This is a genomic window from Sorangium sp. So ce119, from assembly GCF_051524405.1.
Taxonomy (GTDB): Bacteria; Myxococcota_A; Polyangia; order Polyangiales; family Polyangiaceae; genus Sorangium; species Sorangium cellulosum_G.
The window spans coordinates 71,215-89,749 of record NZ_CP150311.1; the positions used below are offsets into that span (position 1 = coordinate 71,215).

The 18,535-nt window shown below is 69.7% G+C and carries 10 protein-coding genes; 5 read left to right on the forward strand and 5 right to left on the reverse strand.

Annotation, left to right across the window (positions count from 1 at the left end):
- The first annotated feature begins 216 nt into the window (after positions 1 to 216).
- Complete coding sequence (locus WME76_RS44560; RefSeq protein ID WP_437962294.1) at positions 217 to 6,153, forward strand: FAD-dependent oxidoreductase; 5,937 nt, start codon at positions 217 to 219, stop codon at positions 6,151 to 6,153.
- A gap of 398 nt (positions 6,154 to 6,551) precedes the next feature.
- On the opposite strand, the gene WME76_RS44565 is transcribed toward WME76_RS44560, so the two are convergent.
- Together WME76_RS44565 and WME76_RS44570 are read right to left on the reverse strand one after the other, a co-directional pair.
- On the reverse strand, positions 6,552 to 7,307 hold the full coding sequence (locus tag WME76_RS44565; RefSeq protein ID WP_437962295.1) for an RNA polymerase sigma factor: 756 nt from the start codon (positions 7,305 to 7,307) through the stop codon (positions 6,552 to 6,554).
- Between the two features lie 245 nt (positions 7,308 to 7,552).
- The gene (locus WME76_RS44570) at positions 7,553 to 8,698 is read right to left on the reverse strand and encodes an RNA polymerase sigma factor (protein ID WP_437962296.1); all 1,146 of its coding nucleotides are present in this window, start codon (positions 8,696 to 8,698) and stop codon (positions 7,553 to 7,555) included.
- A 231-nt stretch (positions 8,699 to 8,929) separates the two neighbouring features.
- Here WME76_RS44570 and WME76_RS44575 point away from each other — a divergent pair, with 231 nt between their 5' ends.
- The 3 genes from WME76_RS44575 to WME76_RS44585 are packed head-to-tail and all read left to right on the forward strand — an operon-like array spanning position 8,930 to position 13,279.
- Positions 8,930 to 10,033, forward strand: a complete 1,104-nt coding sequence (locus WME76_RS44575) for a PEGA domain-containing protein (RefSeq protein ID WP_437962297.1) — start codon at positions 8,930 to 8,932, stop codon at positions 10,031 to 10,033.
- A gap of 20 nt (positions 10,034 to 10,053) precedes the next feature.
- Positions 10,054 to 11,667 carry a hypothetical protein gene (locus WME76_RS44580; RefSeq protein WP_437962298.1) on the forward strand — a complete coding sequence of 538 codons (1,614 nt, stop codon included), beginning with the start codon at positions 10,054 to 10,056 and terminating at the stop codon, positions 11,665 to 11,667.
- A 34-nt stretch (positions 11,668 to 11,701) separates the two neighbouring features.
- A complete protein-coding gene (locus WME76_RS44585) occupies positions 11,702 to 13,279 on the forward strand; it encodes a hypothetical protein (RefSeq protein WP_437962299.1) in 1,578 nt (525 codons plus the stop codon).
- A gap of 498 nt (positions 13,280 to 13,777) precedes the next feature.
- Here WME76_RS44585 and WME76_RS44590 read toward each other — a convergent pair whose 3' ends face one another.
- The 3 genes from WME76_RS44590 to WME76_RS44600 all read right to left on the reverse strand — a co-directional run bounded on the left by WME76_RS44590 (position 13,778) and on the right by WME76_RS44600 (position 16,188).
- Positions 13,778 to 14,449 (reverse strand): hypothetical protein, encoded by a 672-nt coding sequence (locus WME76_RS44590; RefSeq protein ID WP_437962300.1) that lies wholly within the window; start codon positions 14,447 to 14,449, stop codon positions 13,778 to 13,780.
- 152 nt (positions 14,450 to 14,601) lie between these two features.
- A complete protein-coding gene (locus WME76_RS44595) occupies positions 14,602 to 15,411 on the reverse strand; it encodes a hypothetical protein (RefSeq protein ID WP_437962301.1) in 810 nt (269 codons plus the stop codon).
- Positions 15,412 to 15,777: 366 nt separating this feature from the next.
- Complete coding sequence (locus WME76_RS44600; RefSeq protein ID WP_437962302.1) at positions 15,778 to 16,188, reverse strand: hypothetical protein; 411 nt, start codon at positions 16,186 to 16,188, stop codon at positions 15,778 to 15,780.
- A 579-nt stretch (positions 16,189 to 16,767) separates the two neighbouring features.
- On the opposite strand from WME76_RS44600, the gene WME76_RS44605 reads away from it, so the two are divergent.
- Positions 16,768 to 18,390: a DUF1552 domain-containing protein gene (locus WME76_RS44605; RefSeq protein ID WP_437962303.1), complete on the forward strand. Its 1,623-nt coding sequence runs from the start codon at positions 16,768 to 16,770 to the stop codon at positions 18,388 to 18,390.
- The last annotated feature ends 145 nt before the right edge of the window (positions 18,391 to 18,535 follow it).

Consider the following 18,535-nt stretch of genomic DNA (forward strand, 5'->3'; position numbering starts at 1 on the left):
GTTCAGAGCGTTCTTGCCGGCTGACCCGTCGCCTCGAGCCGCTGTGGTGGCATCGCTCGCCGGCGCCTTGAGCCACGCGGTCGCCTTCGGGGACGAGCAGGCGGCCCGGGTTGTTCACGAGGCGCTCGGATGGTTGCTCGGCTGCCGGTAGCGCCCGAGCGGCGAGCATCCCTCGGGGCCGACCCCGTTCTAAAGCGGTGTATACTCCCACCGCCCATGACCGAGCCCCGCGTCACAAGAGGGATCCAGCCGCAAGACCTGCACGCCCACATGCGCGTCGAGGATGGGCTATACGTCCTCGGGTGTCTGGAGCGACGGGTCACGCTCCATTCGCAGCAGATCCGCGCCCTCAACCTGGTCTACTCCCTGCGCGAGCTCGCCATCGTGTCTCCGGGCGATGCGATCCTCATCGTCGGCGGCGGCGTTGCGGGGCTGACGGCGGCGGCAGGCGCCGCGCGGCTCGGGTTCAAGGTCACCCTCCTCGAACACGCCCATGAGCTGCTCCACCTCCAGCGCAACAACATGAAGCGCTGGATCCACCCGCACATCTACGACTGGCCTGCGGCCGGCTCCACTGAGCCTGCAGCCACTGTCCCGCTCCTCCGGTGGAAAGCCGCGCCGGCCGGCGAGGTCGTGCGGCAGATTCTCGATGCCTACCATGTTTTACCCGAGGATGAGCGCGAGCGCATCGACATCCACTTCGGCGCGGAGATTACCGACCTCGGCAGGGGCTCCGATCGGCTCGTGACGTGGCACGCGGAGCGTGCACACCACAGGCGCGCCTCGGCGGTCATCCTCGCCGTCGGTTTCGGGTTGGAGCGGAAGGTCGAGGGCGTGGACTTCCACTCCTACTGGCAGGACGACCCGCTGGACCAGGCGCCGCTCAACAGCCTCGGCCGCACGCTGATCTCGGGGACAGGCGACGGTGGCCTCATCGACGCCTTGCGCGCCAGCGTGCGCGATTTCCGGCACGACAGGATGATCGAGGACCTCGTGGGCGACCCTGAGCTCGACCCGGTGAAGAAACGACTCCTTGCTATCGAGGACGAGGCACTGGCGCAGGAGAGAAGAAGAAAGGACAGCGGGAGCGTTCACCTCCTCGAGGCTTATACGAAGCTCGCGGAGGATCATGCCGAGGTGCTCTCGAGGACAGTGGATGCCAAGCTCAAGACACTCCTCCGCAAGGACGTCACGGTGGTCCTGAACGGCAGGGATCCCAGCCCGTTCTCCCTCGGAGCATCGATCCTGAGCCGCTTCTTGATCTCACGCCTCCATTTTGGCCTCAACCTTCAGTACCGCCCCGGCGAGTTCACGCTCAAGAAGAAGCTTGCGGGCTATGAGGTACGCTTCAAGCTCGGAGCGCCTCAGGACTTCGACCGTGTGATCTGCCGCCATGGTCCGAGCGGCGCGCTGGAGCCAGGTTTCCCCGAGGCGTGGGAGACCTGCGCTGGCAAGCTGAGGAACCTTGCCGACCTCGATCAGACGCGCTGGCCGATCTACGGCGATGCTTTCAGGCGAGCGCCGATCGCCGGATCTGGCGACCCAGGCTCCGGCGCGGAGCCCGCGGAGGAAGCTCCGGCACCGCGAGCGGCCCCTGGGCCGACCCTGGCGACTTATCTTGCGCGCATCCGCGAAACAGCAGGGCAGGTCACGCTGGCCGGCGACGTCGAGGCCCGCCCGCTTCAAGATGTATTCGTGGAGCTGGAGGTCACTCGTGGCGGCGCGGTCGACGGCCAAGAGCGCGCCGAGGAGGACGACCGCGAGACGAGTGAACCGCCGGGCGAGCGGCAGGCGCTGCACACCGAGCTGCGTCGACGGAAGAGCGCCCCGTGGAGGCGGTTGACCGAGACCATCCCCGCAGAAGACCTGCTGGACTTCGCGCATCGAACGTTGATCGTCGGAGCAGCCGGCACGGGGAAGTCGACGCTCCTTCGCTGGCTAGCGTGCGAAGCGGCCAGGCACCGGGAGTCAGACGCTCAGGGAAGGATCCCGGTTTGGCTCCGGAGCGTCCCGCCGCACGGGGATCTCGAGGAAGACCTAGCTGGCGCGCTCGCGAAGCGAGCGGTCGCGGGCGTGAAGCTGGATGAGGGCCCCTCGGAAGCACACCAGGCCATCCGCGAGGCCATCACCTCGGGCCGCGCGCTCTTGCTGATCGACAGCCTGGACGAGTCCAGCATGGTCGAGCAGGAACATGCGGCAGAGTGGATGGCGAGGCTGGAAGGCCGCGTAGTCCTCGCCTCCCGGCCCCTGCTTGGCGCTGCCCCCGTGAGCGACGTCGTCACCGTGACGCTGCACGGCATCCCTGGAATCGCCGCGCAGCAGCTCCTGAAGAGGTACTTCCCCGGTGAAGCCTGGGTGGACGGGTTGATCGAGGAGATGCGGGGCCTGCCTGACGGTCAGATGTGGCTGGAGACGCCGGTGCTCCTCGGGCTGGCCGCAACGCTGTACCGCTCGGACAGGGCACTTCCCCGCGCCACAATCGAGCTGTATCGCCGCGCCGTCGATCATCTTCTGCGCTCAAAGCGCCTGCCTCTCAAATATTCGGGCGGTGCGCTGCGAAAGGAGCTCCAGACCTTCGCGCGCGACCGCCTGCTCCCCAGGGGAGGCGCACCGCGGGTTATCTTCGAATCGGCCGAGGTGCCCTATGGTCGGGAGGAGCTCTACAAGCTGACTGGACTCTTCACGGGCGGCTCGCGGTTCCGCTTCACCCACCTAACGCTCGGAGAGTACCTTGCCGCCGAGGCCGACATCGACCTCCAGCTGGAACGCACAAAGTTGCTTGCGACCCCGGAGCAGGCGCCGGAAGGCAGCTCGCTAGAGATCGTGCCGATGGCGCACGCCATCCGGGGAACGGCCGTTCTCCAGGATGCGCTCGCCGAGGCGCGAGAGCGAGATCTCTCCGATCATAGATTGCTTCGGCTCCTGCTGCGCGCCCTAGGGTATGGCGGTCAGGGCGTGCAGCAATTTTGCTCCACCCACGCAGGCGAGGTGATCCGCCTGGTCGCGGAGCGCCTCGACGCGCCAAGCGGACGGTTCGGGGACGCCGAACTGGCGCTGATGGACGCCACAGAGCGGGCGTTCCTGGCCATGCGCGGGCTGGTCGACAGCGTGGAGGTCGACCGCGCATTTACGCGGCTACTGCGGCTACCCGGCGGCGTCGGGACCGAAGCCCACGTGGCAACCTGGATCCTCGGGGCTCGCGTACCGGAGCGGCGCGAATCGACATGGTGGCCCACGGTCGAGCGGCAAGCCCGCGTGCTGGTGCGAGCAAACGCTGGCATCGAAGGGATACTGGAGCTCACGCAGGGGGCGGACACCCAATATCAGGGGCATGCGGCCGGCCATCTCGCCAAATATCGGGAGCTTCACCCTCGCCTGCGACCGCTACTGTATCATGACGATGATCTGGTGCGCCGAGATCTGACCCAGGACCTGGCCAGCGATGCAGGCGCAGAACCTGACTGGCGTGAGCGCCTCGGCGACGCGGACCGGTATACGCGGGAACGTTGTGTGGCGGAGCTGGCCGGAAACCTGGCGCACCGGACTATCTACCTGCCCCGCTTGCGGTACATGCTGGCGCACGACCCTAGCGATGAGGTGCGGGCGGCGGTGGTCGACCTGCTGGCCGACGACCCTCCTTCTCGCAAGGTGATCCGCGACATCCTGGCTGTGCCGCTCCGTTATCCTCTGTTCAGTGGCTTTTTGAAGCTCCGGAGCGCAGCTATCCGGGCGCTGGCGGATGATCCCGAGTCTGAGGAGCTGATCCGGACGTACATTAGCACTCCGGAGAAGTTCCCTTATGACAAGGAGAGCACATTACAGAGGCTCATCGGCCTGCCCCAGTGGCGCAGGGTGCTGCTTCAGAGACTGAGCTCGCCGGATGTGAGGAGGGACGAGGTCAAGGTCCTTGCCGAAGTTCCGGAGGCCGAGGAGCCCCTGAGCAAGCTGCTCGACAGCCCCCGCGGCGACATTGTACATGCGGCGATCGAGGCGCTCGGCGAGCGCGCCGACCGCTCACGGCTGGTGCGCCTGATCGAGCACGAGGATGAACAGGTGCGCGCTGCAGCTATCACGGCCCTAGGGCGATACCCTTCTAGCGAGGCACTGATCAAACCTTTTTTGACAAGGTCTCCCAAAGAGCGCATCGCTGCCGCCGAGGCTCCGATTCACGACGCGGCATCCCTCGTGAGCATTCGAGACAACCTCCTGCGCCATCCCGACGGCGAGGTGCGGATGACCGCCGTCACTGTCCTCTCTGCGCATCCGATCGCGTTCGCAGCACTTCGAGAGTACTTCGATGAGACACGTTCGAGTCCTGACATCGAGCGGGATTGGGGCGAGATGGGGCGTCCTGGTCATTATATTGACCACGGGGTGATCCGCGCGAAGATCCTCGACGCGTTGACTGGTGATCCGCGATACCGTGGCCTGGTCGAGAGCTCGCTCGACGACCCGCATTCTGACGTGAGAGCCGCTGCCGTGAGGGCGCTAGCGGGCGACCCGGCGATGACGGGCCGCTTGCAGCAGCAATTTTATTCCAGAGCTCATGAGTATGAGGAATACGATGCGTTCTGTGAGCGGATGTCGGAGCACACATTCGTCAGACATCACCTCCTACGATGCTTGAACACGGATCTCCGGGCACTCCGGTTCTCCGCCTTTCGTTATCTCATCGATCACGTAGCGGACCGCGAGAGATTGAAGGAGATGCTCTCCTCGACGGACACCCCGGATGACTGGCGGACCACGATGATCGGGCCGCTTATGAGGGACCCGAGCTCGGTAGACCTGGTTCGTGCGCTTGTCGACGACGAGTCCGAGCACGTCCGTGAGCAAGCCCTGCGACTGCTGCGGCACGATCGCCGCATGCGCCAGGAGTTGCGCGAACGAGCTCGAAGGGTCGAGTGGATACACGAAAAAGCGCTGGAGAGCCGCTCACCGTTTTACCGAAGCAGCCTGCCCAGCGTTCTCGAAGGTGATCCAGAAGCACATCCTATCCTGGCAACCTACCTCGCCAGCGATGAGGAGCATGTCCTGGCGTTCGTGGCGCCGATGCTCCGTGAGTATCCTCCGGCGCGCCCGAGGCTCCTCGAGTTGCTCGACCACTCCTCTGTGAATGTTCGAGGCGCGGCCATGCGTGCTCTGGGAGCGTACGAGCCGGCACGCAGCAAAATCGTCGCTGCCCTCGCGGCTGATCCCTCCCTCCCGCGCGGGTCTGACACAGACATGACATACGAGATCTACCGATGGCGAGATTTGGGTACTCTGCGGAGAGCGGCGGCCGACGCGCTCGAGGACACTCCAGAGCTTCGGACCGCGTTTCGCGCACTGCTGGACAATGAAGACAAGGAAGTGCGCAGAGCGGCGATCCGTGCCGTGTCTGGGGATCGCAGCCCCGAGGCCATGCGCCTCCTGCGGGACCGCTTGCACATGGAGGAGGAGGAGGCGCTGCGCTTCCAGATCATCGACGCGCTTAGAGCCGATCCTGAATCCGTCGACCCCTTGCGCGATCGCCTTCACAATGACCACAAGCGAGCTGTCCGGACAGCCGCCGCCCGCGCTCTTGGGGCCGGGGACCTGTCTCCGGCCCATGCGGTGCGTGAATTGCCGTCAGTCGCGCGCGCGCGCGACGCCCTGGCCGGTGTCACAGCGCCGCGATTGGGGCCGCTACAGGCGTTCCTCAAGACGCCCCGATGCCTCGACCTGGACGCGGAGTCGGATCTAGGCGAAGACGTCCTCGCGTGGGCGTGCGCCCGCCTCACCTGGGCTTGCGAACTCGGCCGCGAGGAAGGCGGGCAAATCCTGGGGGAGATTGCGAGCCCAGTGGAGCGCCTCAGCCATCCAGGCAGCGTGATCGTGATTCGCGTTGCGATGGACGCGTTTTCACTCCCGTACGAGCGTTTTCTGCGCCCCAATCATAACCTCATGGAGGTCTGGGAGATCGCCAGGCACCTGGTCGCCCTGGACCCCCCCACGGTGGTCCTCGCATGCGCCGATGTATCGTACGAGCACCTCCAGCCGCCACGCCTTGAGCCGGGGGAGATCCGGTTTGGGCCGACCTTCTTCGGGTTCCGGTTAAACCGGAGCGCTCCCTCCAGTGGTGCCGCGGGTTCTGGCGCCGCGCCACTTCGAGCATCTGTAGAGCGTCAGTAAAGTTACTGTCGCTTGACACGCGGCTCTGACGCCACGCTGCATAGACCCGGGGCCCGTCCTGCGCAGCCACGGCGCCCCTCCTGCGCAGCCACGGCGCCCCTCCTGCGCAGCCATGGCGCCCTCCTGCGCAGCCCACCACGTGTCCTATGTCACAATTGCGCGGGTCCTGCGCAGCCACGGCGCCTTCCTGCGCGTCCCCTTTGGTGTGCTACGCAACCAGCATTTGACGCCTGCGCACCGCCATCACCCCTGCTGCGCCGCCTCGGCACCTCCTGCGTGGCCCCGGTACCCTCCTGCATGGCCCCGGTACCCTCCTGCGTGGCCCCGGTACCCTCCTGCGCATGCCAGGACGTGAGCTACGCAATATTTCCCCTCTCCTACGAGCGCCCTGACGTGAGCTACGCAACATTTTGTGGCACGGAACCGGGCCGCGCGAAGGCGCCCGGGACCCCACGGCGTCTCGCGCCTCGCTCCTCCTCCGCAGCGAGGCGCCTCGCGAGCGTTTCCTGTGCGCCATGGAGCGCCCTCGTGCGCCATTTGTAGACTGTGCTGAGGGGTATCGCCCTCGTCTCGGCGATGTCGCGCATCGAGATCTCGTGGAGGTCGTGCTGGAAAAGCACCGAGCGCAGTTCGAACGGCAACTCCAGGACGAGAGACCTCAGCAGGCGCCGCCGCTCCGCCGCGAGCAGGAGCTCAAGGGGCGTCGCGCTGTCGCCGGCCTCGCAAAGCGCCACGGGATCCGTGATGACCTCGCGCCGCTGAGAAGCCTTGGCGTGATAGCGCGAAGCCAGATTAACGGCGATGCCGTTGAGCCAGCGCGCGACCTCGCCGCGCGAAGGGTCATAGCTGCCAAAGCGCGTGAGCGCCAAGAGAAGGACGTCCTGGCTCAGGTCGCTCCGATCGCGCTGGGGCACACGGAGCTTCGCGAGCCACCGGGAAACGCGCCGAGCCGTCTCCTCCTGAAATAGCTGGTGGAACGCGTGCGCCCGTTCGCGGCCCGTCGCCGGCCTCGCCGCGTGCTGCCGAGATCCGGGCCGAGCCGCCGCGCGCGCCGCGACGCGCGCCGCGCCGGGTGCGCTCGGACGAGCCCCCGTGTCGTGTCGCGCCACAGGGGCCGACTCCACGGCGATGACGCGTGTTCCGGTAGAATGCATGATCGCCCTCGTGGGGGCGGCGCCAGGAGCTCCATGGCTCGCCTCCAGGTGAAACGTGAATGCTCCGCGCGAATCCCACGCGCCGCGCGCGGACACGACCGCTCCTGAGCGGGCGTCACGCGCCGAGCGACGCCCGCTCAGGAGGCGCTCGATCTCCCAGGGCGCGGCGACGCACCACGGTGGTCCAGCCCCGCCATCGTCTCGAAGGCCTCCTCGCGCTCAGCGATGGCCTTACTGCGCGGCTCTCACCTGAGCTGGTCCAGCAGCGCTTCGCGTTCCCCCGCCAGGCGGCCGCGCGGGAACCTCCGCCCGTGCTCCTCCAGCAGGCGCCGCGCCTCGACGAGCGACACGACATCACCGGCCGCCACGGCCGTCCGCGCGCGCGCGACCAGCCCTCGCTCGCGGGAGCTGATCGCCGGGCGTTGCGCCGCTGGCCGGCGTGGCGGCGCGGCCGGAGCGGCCGGAGCGGCCGGGGACGTCACCGCCCCATCCGGCGTCGTCGGCGTCGTCACCGCCCCATCCGGCGTCGTCGGCGTCGTCAACGTCCCGTGCAGCGTGGGAGAGATCGTCACCGCGTCATCCGGCGCATGGCCGACGCGCGCCGTCTCGGCGGGATCGCGCCTTGCGTGCGCGGTCGCCGGCCCGGTCGTCCTCCTGGAGACGAGGGTGGTCATGGCGGTGCGGAGCGGCGTGACGGACTGTATCGGGCCCGTGGCCAGCGTGCCGAGCGCCGCCAGCGCGCCGAGCGCGGCCGCACAGGCGATGGCGAAGCCTCGTGCCACCCAGCGCGCGGGACCACCACGCCGAAAGGAGCGCCGCTCCAGCAGCTCCAGCAGCCAGGGCGGGAACAGCACGGCGCGCAGCCGGCGAGCGCCGCGACCTCGTTGCCGCGCTTCCCAGCGCGCCGCCGCCGCCTCGAACTCCTCCCAGGCCCGACGCAGGCGACTTCGCGCGGTCTCCAGCGGGATCTCCTGCTCCCGGGCGACGTCGGCGATCGGCCGCTCCAGGAGCTCGCAGGCGATGAAGACGCCGCGGCACCGCTCACCGATCTGATCGATGAGCTGCCGCACCAGCGCCGCCTCCTGGCGAGCGATGGCGTGATCCTCGGGGCTCTGGCGCTCGTCCCAGAGCGCCGCCTCGTCGAGGCCCGTGAGCGCCTCCTCGCGCCTGCGCGCCGCCCGCTGGTGATCGCGGGCCGTGTTCAGGACGACGCTGTCGCAAAAGGCGCTCGGGTTCGTGGCCGATCGGGCCTGCTCTCGCTTCTCCCACAGCCGCACCATCGCGTCCTGCATGACGTCGTCGAGGTCCCGCGAGGGCACCCCGACATAGCTGACCAGCGACCTGACGCGGGCGGACACAGGGTAGGTCGGCGTTGTTCGGTCTCGATCCACGATCCAGCAGACGATCCGCGCGCGGCAAGACGGTCAAAGAATCGACCGAGGCCCGGATCGGCGCCACACGTTCCGTCATCATGGCCGAAGTTCTCATGCACCTGGTGGCTTGATGACGACTCCCGACCTTCGTGAGCACCCGGGTGCACCCGACGGATGCACGAGAAGGCACGGCGGTCCCGGGGCGCGGCGCGTTGACATGGTGTTGCTCGAAGGAGTATCCAGGGCAGCGTGCGCCCTGCGCTCCTCGCCTTCTTGCCGTGCGCCATTCTCGGCGTCGTGGCGGCGCTGGAGGGCGTCGCGGACGCAAGGGATCCCCAGGGGGTCACCGGGCCGCAGGCGGTATCGAACGCCGAGGATCTGCTGCGCCGTGCTCGGCAGGCGCGCGACGCCGGGCGCTGGGTCGAGGCCGAGGCGGCATACGAGCTTGCGCTGGAGGCGGCCGACGCGGCGTGGACGACTGACGCAGAGCGCGCCGAGATCGCCGCGGAGCTCGGCCTGTGCGAGCTCGCGCTGGCCATGTATCGAGACGCGGCCGACCACCTGGCGCAGAGCTTGAGGCACCGTGATGCGCTCGGCGGCGGGCTGGCGAGGCGGGCCGAAGAGGGGTTGAAGAAGGCCGAGAGCCGGGTGGTGACGTTCTACCTGGGGGTGAGCCCACCGGACGCCGAGGTCTCCGTCGATGGCAAGGCGCTGGGGCGCCCGGCGCCGACCTACGAGCTGTTCCTGGAGCCGGGACACCACACCGTGCGGGCGCGGCTGGACGGCCACACCGAGGTGGTGAGCACGTTCGAGGGGCAGGCCGGCAAGGAGAGCTCGCTGACCCTGAAGCTGCCTCGCGCGCCGGAGCGCGGCGAGGCGGGGGCGGCGGGGGTCGGGCCGGTGCGGGCGGCGGAGCCGGTGGGTCCGGCGGCGCGGGCGACGGCGCGGGCGGCGCTCCCCCTGACGGAGCTGCGGATCGGGGGCGCGGCGCTGGCGACCGCGGCGCTGGCGGCCGGCACGGTGTTCCTGCTGCGGGCCGATGTGGTCCACGACAACCTCGCCGAGCGCGACGTCGTGTTCCGCCGGCAACGAGGCTGGACGTCGTCGACGTGCTGGTGGCCGAACGCGCCCGAGGCGTGCGCGGAGATCCGCGACGACGTGGCGGAGCGGGCTCTGTTCGCCACGCTCGGCAAGGTGGCGCTGGCGACGGGGGCGGTGTTCGGGATGGCGACGGCGGCGTCGTTCCTCGCGGAGGGGTGGATCCTCGACGAGGCGCCCGCCCGCGGAGGCGTCCGGGTGGCGCCGAGCGCGACGGGGACGCAGGCCGGGCTCGTGCTTCAGGGCGTCTGGTGAGGCGAAGAGGGGCGATGGGGATGCGCGGGGGGCGAGGTCGAGGAGCGCTGCGTTCGGTCGCGGTGATCGCGCTCGGCTGCGGGAGCGCCGCGGGGGGCGCCGGGTGTTATGCCGAGGACTGCGCGACGACGTACAGTTGCGCGCCGCTCCCCGGCGAGGCGCCTCCGGCACTACCGGCGTCGCCGTGCGACGGCGATCCCGCGACCAGCCCGGCGAAGGACGGGTGCGGGGTGTTCGTCACGCGGCACGGGGACGACGCGAGCGACGGGACGAGGGAAGCGCCCGTCAGGACGCTGCGGCGCGCGGTGGAGAAGGCGGCGGAGCCCGGGGGGACGCGGCGGGTGTACGCGTGCGCGGAGGACTTCGAGGAGGCGGTCGTGCTGCCGTCGGGGGTCGCGATCTGGGGCGGCCGGGACTGCGGCGCGGCGGCTTGGACCTGGGGCGGCGCGGAGAGCTTCACCGGGATCGCGCCCGAGCCGGGGCGGGTGCCGCTCACCGTGGAGGCGCGCCAGACGAGCATGACGTCGGTGGTGTTCGGGGTGCGGCTCGCGGCGGCGGATGCGGTGCGGCCGAGCGGGTCGGCCATCGGGATGATCGTGCAGGAGGGCGCCGCGGTGGAGGTGGTGTCGAGCGAGATCCTGGCGGGGAACGGCGCGGATGGGGCGGACGGGGAGAGCGCTCCGCAAGGATGGAGGGCGCCGGATGGGGCGCATGGCCATCCGGGCGCGGGCGGGTGTCTGGCGGACTGGACCGAGGGCGCTCCGCCAGCGGTGACCGTGTGCGAGGATGGGACGAGGTCCATCGGGGGCGCGGGCGGCGATGGCGACGTCACCTCGGGCGGCGAGGGTGAGCCCGGCGCACCGGCTGCTGGCGTGGCACCGGGGCCTGAGTCGATGGAGGACGGTGAAGGGGGAACCGGCGGGGCGATGACCTGTACGCCCGGCGATGACGGCCACCCAGGGGAGCCGGGCGCGAACGGGGTCGGCGGCGGGACGGGTTTGGAGGACCGGCTCAAGTACGGAACCATCAGCGCGCGCGGCTGGTACGGCTTCTCGGGGCAGGACGGCCGGAACGGGGGGATTGGCCAGGGCGGCGGCGGCGGGGGTGGTGTCGGACCGAACGGGAAGTGCCGCCCAGTGGATCCGCAGGGCGGACCGTCCGGCGGCTCGGGCTCGGGCGGCGGCTGCGGGGGGCGCGGCGGCCTAGGCGGCGGCTACGGGGGCGGTAGCTTCGGGATCATCGCGCTGCATGCGCACGTCATCGTGGACAAGACCAACATCATCGTCGGCGATGCGGGGCGCGGCGGCAACGGAGGGAGGGGGCAACAGGGTGGCTTCGGCGGGCCACGCGGCCCCGCTGGATATATCGCACCCGCGGCCTATTTTGCATGCGATGGGGGTCGCGGTGGCGCGGGAGGCAACGGCGGTCACGGCGGCGGAGGGCTCGGGGGCGTTTCCATCGCCGTCGCGCTCGTAAACAGCAGTGTTCACCTCACGGAGAGCGCCAACTGGGCCTGGGGAGCCCCTGGTGCTGGGGGAGTCGGAGGCGATCCGAGCGACAAGAGAGCCATCGGTGAGGACGGCCAGACCGCCGTCCTATGGGAGTTCCCGGAGCTGATTGTGCCGCCCCAATGAGGGATTTCGCGCGGGGGCGGGCAGAGAAAAGATCATGAAGATCACAGCCGCTGCATGGTTCGTGCTGCTGTCCTCTCCGGCCGCCCTGGGGTGCGGAGCGGAGCCGTTCACCCCACCGTGCGCGGAGGGGGTCACCTGCGACCCAGAGCTCGCGGTCGCGCCCTCGGAGGAGGAGTGTCTCGAGGGCCTCGCCGCGCTGCGCGTGCAGGCCGGGTGCGGGGTATTCGCGAGCCGGTCATTTGGAGACGACAGCAATCCCGGCACGATGGAGAAACCGGTGAAGACGCTCGCCCGTGCGGTCGCGCTCGCGCCGCGTGCTCGCGGGCGGGTGTTCGCCTGCACCGACTCCTATGCCGAGGGCCTCACGTTGCGGTCCGGCATCGATCTCTGGGGCGGCTTCGTTTGTTGGGCGGGATGGCCCCACTACACGGAAGGGTCGGCCAGCGGGGTGGTAACGCTCCTTTCTCCAGACGCCGGGGGTCCCCCGATCACCGTGGAGGCAGCGCAGGACGATGGCGAGTGGGCCACCGACGGTGTATCGACGATCGTGGACATGCACGTGCAGCAGCGGTGGAGGTTGCAGGACTTCCATTCGATCGCGATGAGGCTCCGGCCGGGCGCGGTCGTGGAGGTGCTCCGGAGCGTGATCGAGGCGGATGGCGCCCAGAAAGGTGAAGACGGCCAGGATGCGGTCTACGTTGATCCGCAGCCAGCGTACGGGGAGATCGGAGCGATCGGCAGGGACGCCTGCTCGGCAGCGACCGTGGCCGGCGCGCCCGCCGTGACGACCGTTTGCGGCGACATGGTGTCGACGGGCGGCAAAGGGGGCGACGGGACCCCGGACCGCGGTGGCGATGCCGAGCACGGCAAGCCGCTGCCGGCCTCGAACTCCAGGGACGCAGGCCTGGGCGGCGCGGGCGCGAAGGACGGCGCCCCGTGCCAGGACGGCCGCCGTGGGGGAGAGGGCGCGCCGGGCGCGCCCGGCGCAGCCGGCCAGGGTGGACGCCTTACCGAGGCCGGGTGGGAAGGCGTGCCCGGCATCCAGGGCGGCACGGGAGCGCCCGGCCAGGGGGGTGGCGGGGGCGGCGGCGCGCCGGGTGGCCGGAGCGCCTGCGGCAACGCGGCGCTGGGCGGCGCGTCGGGCGGCTCGGGCGGCGGCGGCGGCTGCGGCGGCACGGGCGGCCGCGGCGGCGGCGCGGGCGGCGCGAGCATCGCGATCTTCGCCCATGCGGGCAGCAAGCTGACCCTGCGGGAAACGCGCGTCATCACGGGCCCGGGCGGCGCCGGAGGCAGAGGGGGTGAAGGCCAGATGGGCGGGCAAGGCGTCCAAGGGGGCCCGCCGGGGCAGGCGCCGGACCTCGGCGGCGAACGCGCCTGCCGAGGCGGCTACGGCGGCTGGGGCGGCACCGGCGGCTACGGCGGCGGGGGCTCCGGCGGGCCCTCGATCGGCATCGCGTATGCCGATGACGAGCAGTTCGCCCTGCATCGCGTCACGTTCGAGATCGGCCCAGGGGGCCCGGGCGGCGTCGCGGATGTGTTCGACGAGACGCGCGACAAGGCGAACCGCGGCAGCGACGGCTTCGCCGCCGAGATGATGCGCTTCGCGCCGTAGGTTCGCGCGCGGGATTGCCGCAACCGCTCCCCTACCCGAGCGGGAGCAGGGCAGGACTAGCGAGCTCGCCTTGAGCTTGTTCCGCGCGAGCGGTCATCGTACAACGAGAGCCATCCCACCGCCGACCGCACCGTCAGCGGTCGCAAGCTGATCTACGTAAGATGTACCGCGCACATCAATGCGACATACCCAGGCGCGATCAGCGTCGTACGCAACAGCGCCTCCGCAACTCTCCCGCGCACACCTTGCGTAGCTTACCGACAACGCCATTGGGTTCGCTGTCCCAGAACGCACGGACGCGATTCGCCTTCGATCCAGAGGCGTAGTCGTAGCCTTCGTCGTAGATGTTCTTCCGAACGCTCTGCAGAGCGAACCCCTCAAGAGTCCTGTTCGAAAAGTCCAGCAAGTAGCCGCCGCTCATCCCGAGCAACTTCTCGAGTTTTGTTCTCACCGCGCCTCGTGTGCTCGGGTCACGTGAGCGCAGCCGGCAAGCAGGCCCTACCCGTTGTCGTTGCTCGGCCCTTCCGGCGGCCCCTCGGGCGCGTCCCACCCGCCGGGAGGCTCTTCGATTCCCAACGCCGCGAGGAGATCGCGGGCGGCCTCCGAGACGTCGGCGGGGACCTCGGGCCCCGGCTCCCAGGCCGACAGCAGCGCGCGCAGCCTCCGGGCAGGCGCGGCGAATCGCTGCTGGTCGAGCTCCGCTCCGAAGGCGGACAGGAGGTGGTCCACGTGCTCGACCAGGTGCTCCCGCGACGGCCACGACGTCGCCCTGGCCCACGAGCTCGGCGAGGCGAGCGCGCCGGCGATATTCACGGCGCCGGCGACCGCCTGGGCCAGCCGGGCCGCCTTCCTCGACGCATCGCTGTAGCTCGGGGGCGCGGCCGCGGACTCCGCCGCGGGCGGCGGCTCCGCGTCGTCCGTGTCGCGGTCGATCGCTCGGACCTGGTAGCCGTCGTCGTTATCCCAGCCGCCGGCGGGCTCCCGCACGCCGAGCGAAAGACAGAAATGCCGGGCCGCTTCGTAGACCGCTACCGGGACCTCCTCGGCTTCTCTCCAGGTGAGCGCCGCCTCCCGGAGCTCGCGCGCGCGCTCGCGGGGCTGCTCGAGCGGGAAATACGCGATGTAGTCGTCGGCCGCCTGGAGGACCTCCGAGCGAGTCGGTCGTCGCACGAGGGTCGACAGCCTGCGGGCCGAGGTCATCTCACGCAACAGGTCGAAGGCGTTGTTGATTGCTTCGCCCTCCTTATCGTCAGGGTCGGATCTTCGACGGATGGTGCGCGGCTCTCGCGGTTGGATAGATTTCACGGTATCGTCTCTGCTGCTCACGGATACGGCATACAGACGGGTCCGAAGTAGCTGTTCCTGAGCGCCGAGATGGCGCCGGCACCGACGGCGACAACCTCCGGCGGCGAGGTCCCGGTCTTGACGCAAACATAGGAGCACCACGCTCGTATCACGACGTTCTGCAGGAGCTCGTTCACGAAGTCCGGGCACGTGGGGCACTTCGCCTTCCCGCAGTCGTTGATGATGCAACGATGACTCAGGGCAGGTATGTAGCCCTGCTGGCACCGTGGGTAACGTTCGCAGCCGTAGTCTCCCTCGCACTCGTACTTTGGCATCACCGTATACGCGAGCGTCGATGGGTCGATGCCCGCAAGCCACGCCCGCGCCTGGTCCATCGCTCCCGGCGCGTGCTGCTCCAGGAGCGCCCTGAGGGTCTCGTCGTCGATCGCGGCCGGATCGATCTGCGCGGCCTCGACCGCGCCGGCCAGGGCGCACGTCATGTTCCCCGCCAGGGCAGAGGCGAACGCTAACTCCTCTGGATCGAGCTGCGCGTAGGCTTCCTCGCCCAGATGCTGCTCCTCCGGGCTGACGCCCGTACCGCCATCGACGGGGCTGCTGCCGCCCGCACCGTCATCGACGGGCCAGCTGCCGCCCGTGCCGTCGTCGACGGGACCGCTGCCGCCCGCGCCGTTCTCGGAGGCGTTGTCCCCGTCACCGGAGCCAGGCCACGCCCCATCGCCGTTCCCGTCCCCCGGGCCCACCCGGATGACGCATCCGGGAACCACGGCATGCCCTGCCAGCCCCACGAGCACGACCGCCACAAGCCCTTGAGCCGCTCGCTTCGCCATCCCACCCTCGCTGAACCATGGCTGGCGGCATCCCGCCACCAGCAAGCTGTCGAGGCGCGTACCATGCGCGCTCTCCCACCACAAGCGAGCGGCAGACGAGGTGCCGGCAAGCCGCGCAGGAGCGCGCCGCCAAGGGGGCGGAGCGGGCGGCGGCGGCAACCGCAGCGCCGGGCGGCGCGAGCGTCGAGCCGCCCAGGCGGCGGCTGCGGCGGCAAGGGTGGCTACAGCGGGGCCGCGGGGGCGAGGACGTCAATCGTGCTCGACGACGGCGCGCCATGACGTGGAGGTGGCCGCCCGCGGTCGCATCGCTCGAGGGCGAGCCAGCTCGCGGGCTCATCGGCCTGCGAGCCGGTCAGACCGACAGCCTCACCAGACGCAGCGGCCGCCCGAGATGCGCTGGCCCGATTCGCAGCAATGGATGACACTCGATCCCGTGTCCCGCGAGGTGCAGGAGTGCGAGCCGGGGATGCTGCTGCCCGAGCACTGGAGCCCCGAGCCGCACTTCGGGACGCACGTGTTGTTGACGAGCCCGTACCCCGACGGACAGCAGTAGAGCCGAGGGCCCGAAGGGTACTGTTCACACTGGGGCGCGCCGCTCGCGAAGGCCCACTGGCACACCAGCCCGCCGCCGCACACCGACAGCTCCTCCGCGGCCTCCCCCGTCGGCTCCGCCGCCGCCTCCCCGACCTCGGCGGCCACCCCCTCGTCCGCGATCGGCTCGTCTGCGGGCGGCGCGATGCAGCCCATCGAGGCCGCGAGGACTCCGGAGATCGCCAACAACCCTGCACTCATCATCTTGCGCATGAGATACCCTCTCTGTTCAAGGAGCGCGCCTGCGCTCCCGCAGCTCACAGCGATACGCCGGCGCGGCCAGCAGGCTTCAGGCCTGCTCCGCCCGGCGACGCGAGGAGCGGAGAGCAATGCGCGGGCCAGTCCGAGATGCCGAGAGATGCCGCGGAGCGCGGGGCGCGCCGGAGCGACTCGGCAGAACTTGCGTAGCTCTCTCCGGGAAGAACGCAGATGTTGCCCTGGCGAGGCAAACGCTGCTCAGCGCAGCGCTGGACGCAGGCCGCGGCAGCGACGGGCCAGCACGGGATCGCGGGCCCGCTCCGCGGGATCTCCGGTTCCGGCGATGCAACGCTCGTCGCGTCGCGCCCGGCGCCCGCGCCGGTGACGCGCCGTCAGGGTCCCGGCAACCTCGGTCGGGCTCCCGGGAGATGGCCGCGGGCGGCGGCGCCTCGCTGCTCCCGGGCGGAAGAGTGATCGAGACCGGCCGACGCGGGCATTCAGAAGGCGTTCCGAGGGGCAGCCGGGCGTTTTCATCGAGGCTGGGAAAATACGACCATGACAAAGCGCGTGAGCCGAAGAATCTTCCTCCGGGGGCTGGGCGGAGCTTGCGTCGCAGCGCCGTTCCTCAGCTCGATCACCGACCGCACCGCGAAGGCGCAGCCGGCCACGCCGCCGAGGCGGCTGATCGTGATGTACACGCACTATGGCTGCATCACGACGCGGTTCTTCCCGAGGAAGTCGCACGGCCCGCTCACCGCCGCGGACCTCGAGTCGACGACGCTCAAGCACCTGACGCCGTACGTCGACAAGCTCCTCATGCCCCGAGGCATCCGCGCGATGAACGAGTGGACGCCGAAGATGGAGCGGGGCCAGGGGAACGATCGCCACTTGCAGGTGAACGCGTCGTTCTTCACGTGCCACCCGGTCACTCCCAACAGCGACGATCCGTTCAGCTTCGACCAGGCGACGAAGTTCAACGCCAGAGCGACCGGTCCGTCGCTGGACCACGTCATCGCACGACAGCTCAGCCCGGACGGCGAGCCGCTGCTCATGCACGTGGGAAACTTCCGCGACGGTGCGTCCTCGACGATCTCGTACTCGGCGCCCGAGACCCTGTATTCGGGTCTGGGCGCGCCGGCGGCGATCCTGGCCAAGCTCACGGGCCTGTTCTCGGACCCCCTCCCCTCTCCGGACACGTACAAGGCCATCCGCGGCAAGAGCATCATCGACCTCGTGCGGGACGATCTCGACACGCTCGCGCGCTTCGACATGAGCCAGGCGGACAGGAACAAACTGGAGGCCTGGAAGACGCTTCTCCACGAGACCGTGAGACCCGTCGCCTCTGCGCAGTGCAACACGCCCCTCGCCACGGCGCTCGGCGCGACGCAGGAGAACGTCGACCTGGCGAGCACGCGCCCGAGCGTCGACGACGTGCTGACTCGGCGAATCTCGGGCAGTCTCGACGGCGCGGACCTCTATTCGAACCTCGCCGTGCTCGCGGCCGCGTGCAACGCGACCCCCGTCATCTTCCTGAAGTACCCCCCGAACTTCCTTTTTCGAGGGCTCGGCCTGACGATGGAGAGCGCCAGTCTCTCGTATCGCCTGGGCAATGCGGGCATGCAGGGCACCTGCGTCACGGGTGTGATCGACATGCTCCTCACGATCGACGACTACCATGCGAGGAAGCTCGCCCACCTCGTCGAGCAGCTCAACCGCATCGACGAGGGCGACGGGACGCTCCTCGACAACAGCGCGGTCGTCTGGTTCCAGGACGCGTCGGACGGCTGCGCCCGCAACCTCAACAACCTGCCGATCGTCCAGGTCGGCAGCGCCGGCGGCTACTTCAAGACCGGCTGGGCCGTGAACGTCGAGGACGGCTCGCCCGATCTCACGACCGGCAACAGCGAGATCGTGTGTGCCGACGGCGCTCCGAGCGAGGTCGACGGGACCACCCAGGCCACGGGGACCGACCCGTCGCTCGCCAACGCGCCGATCAACAAGTACTTCTGCAACTTGATGAACGCCCTCGGGGTCACGGCAGGCAGCGACGGCTTCCCGGCGCCGGGCGGTTCGGAGCCGGTGACCCACTTCGGCATGTACGACCGCACGGAGGACTTCATCGGTGGCGGGATCAATCCCCCCACCATCCACGATCCAGGCGAGTTCGCCGCGCTCAGGGCGGGCTCCTGAGCGGTCTCGTTCCGGGCAACGGAGGGTTGATGATGCCGGTGTGGAGCAGGCGGTTTTGGTATTGGGCGCCGATCGCGGCGGCAGGGCTCGTCGCAGCAGGAGGCCCGTTGGCTTGCGGCAGGACGATCCCTGACGCTCCAGGCGT

Bases quoted from the DNA above. Each gene is read 5' to 3' on its own strand.
- WME76_RS44585 (WP_437962299.1), top strand. From the start codon at position 11,702: ATGAAGATCACAGCCGCTGCATGGTTCGTGCTGCTGTCCTCTCCGGCC.
- WME76_RS44580 (WP_437962298.1), top strand. From the start codon at position 10,054: ATGCGCGGGGGGCGAGGTCGAGGAGCGCTGCGTTCGGTCGCGGTGATC.
- WME76_RS44565 (WP_437962295.1), bottom strand. From the start codon at position 7,307: ATGCATTCTACCGGAACACGCGTCATCGCCGTGGAGTCGGCCCCTGTG.
- WME76_RS44560 (WP_437962294.1), top strand. From the start codon at position 217: ATGACCGAGCCCCGCGTCACAAGAGGGATCCAGCCGCAAGACCTGCAC.
- WME76_RS44595 (WP_437962301.1), bottom strand. From the start codon at position 15,411: ATGGCGAAGCGAGCGGCTCAAGGGCTTGTGGCGGTCGTGCTCGTGGGG.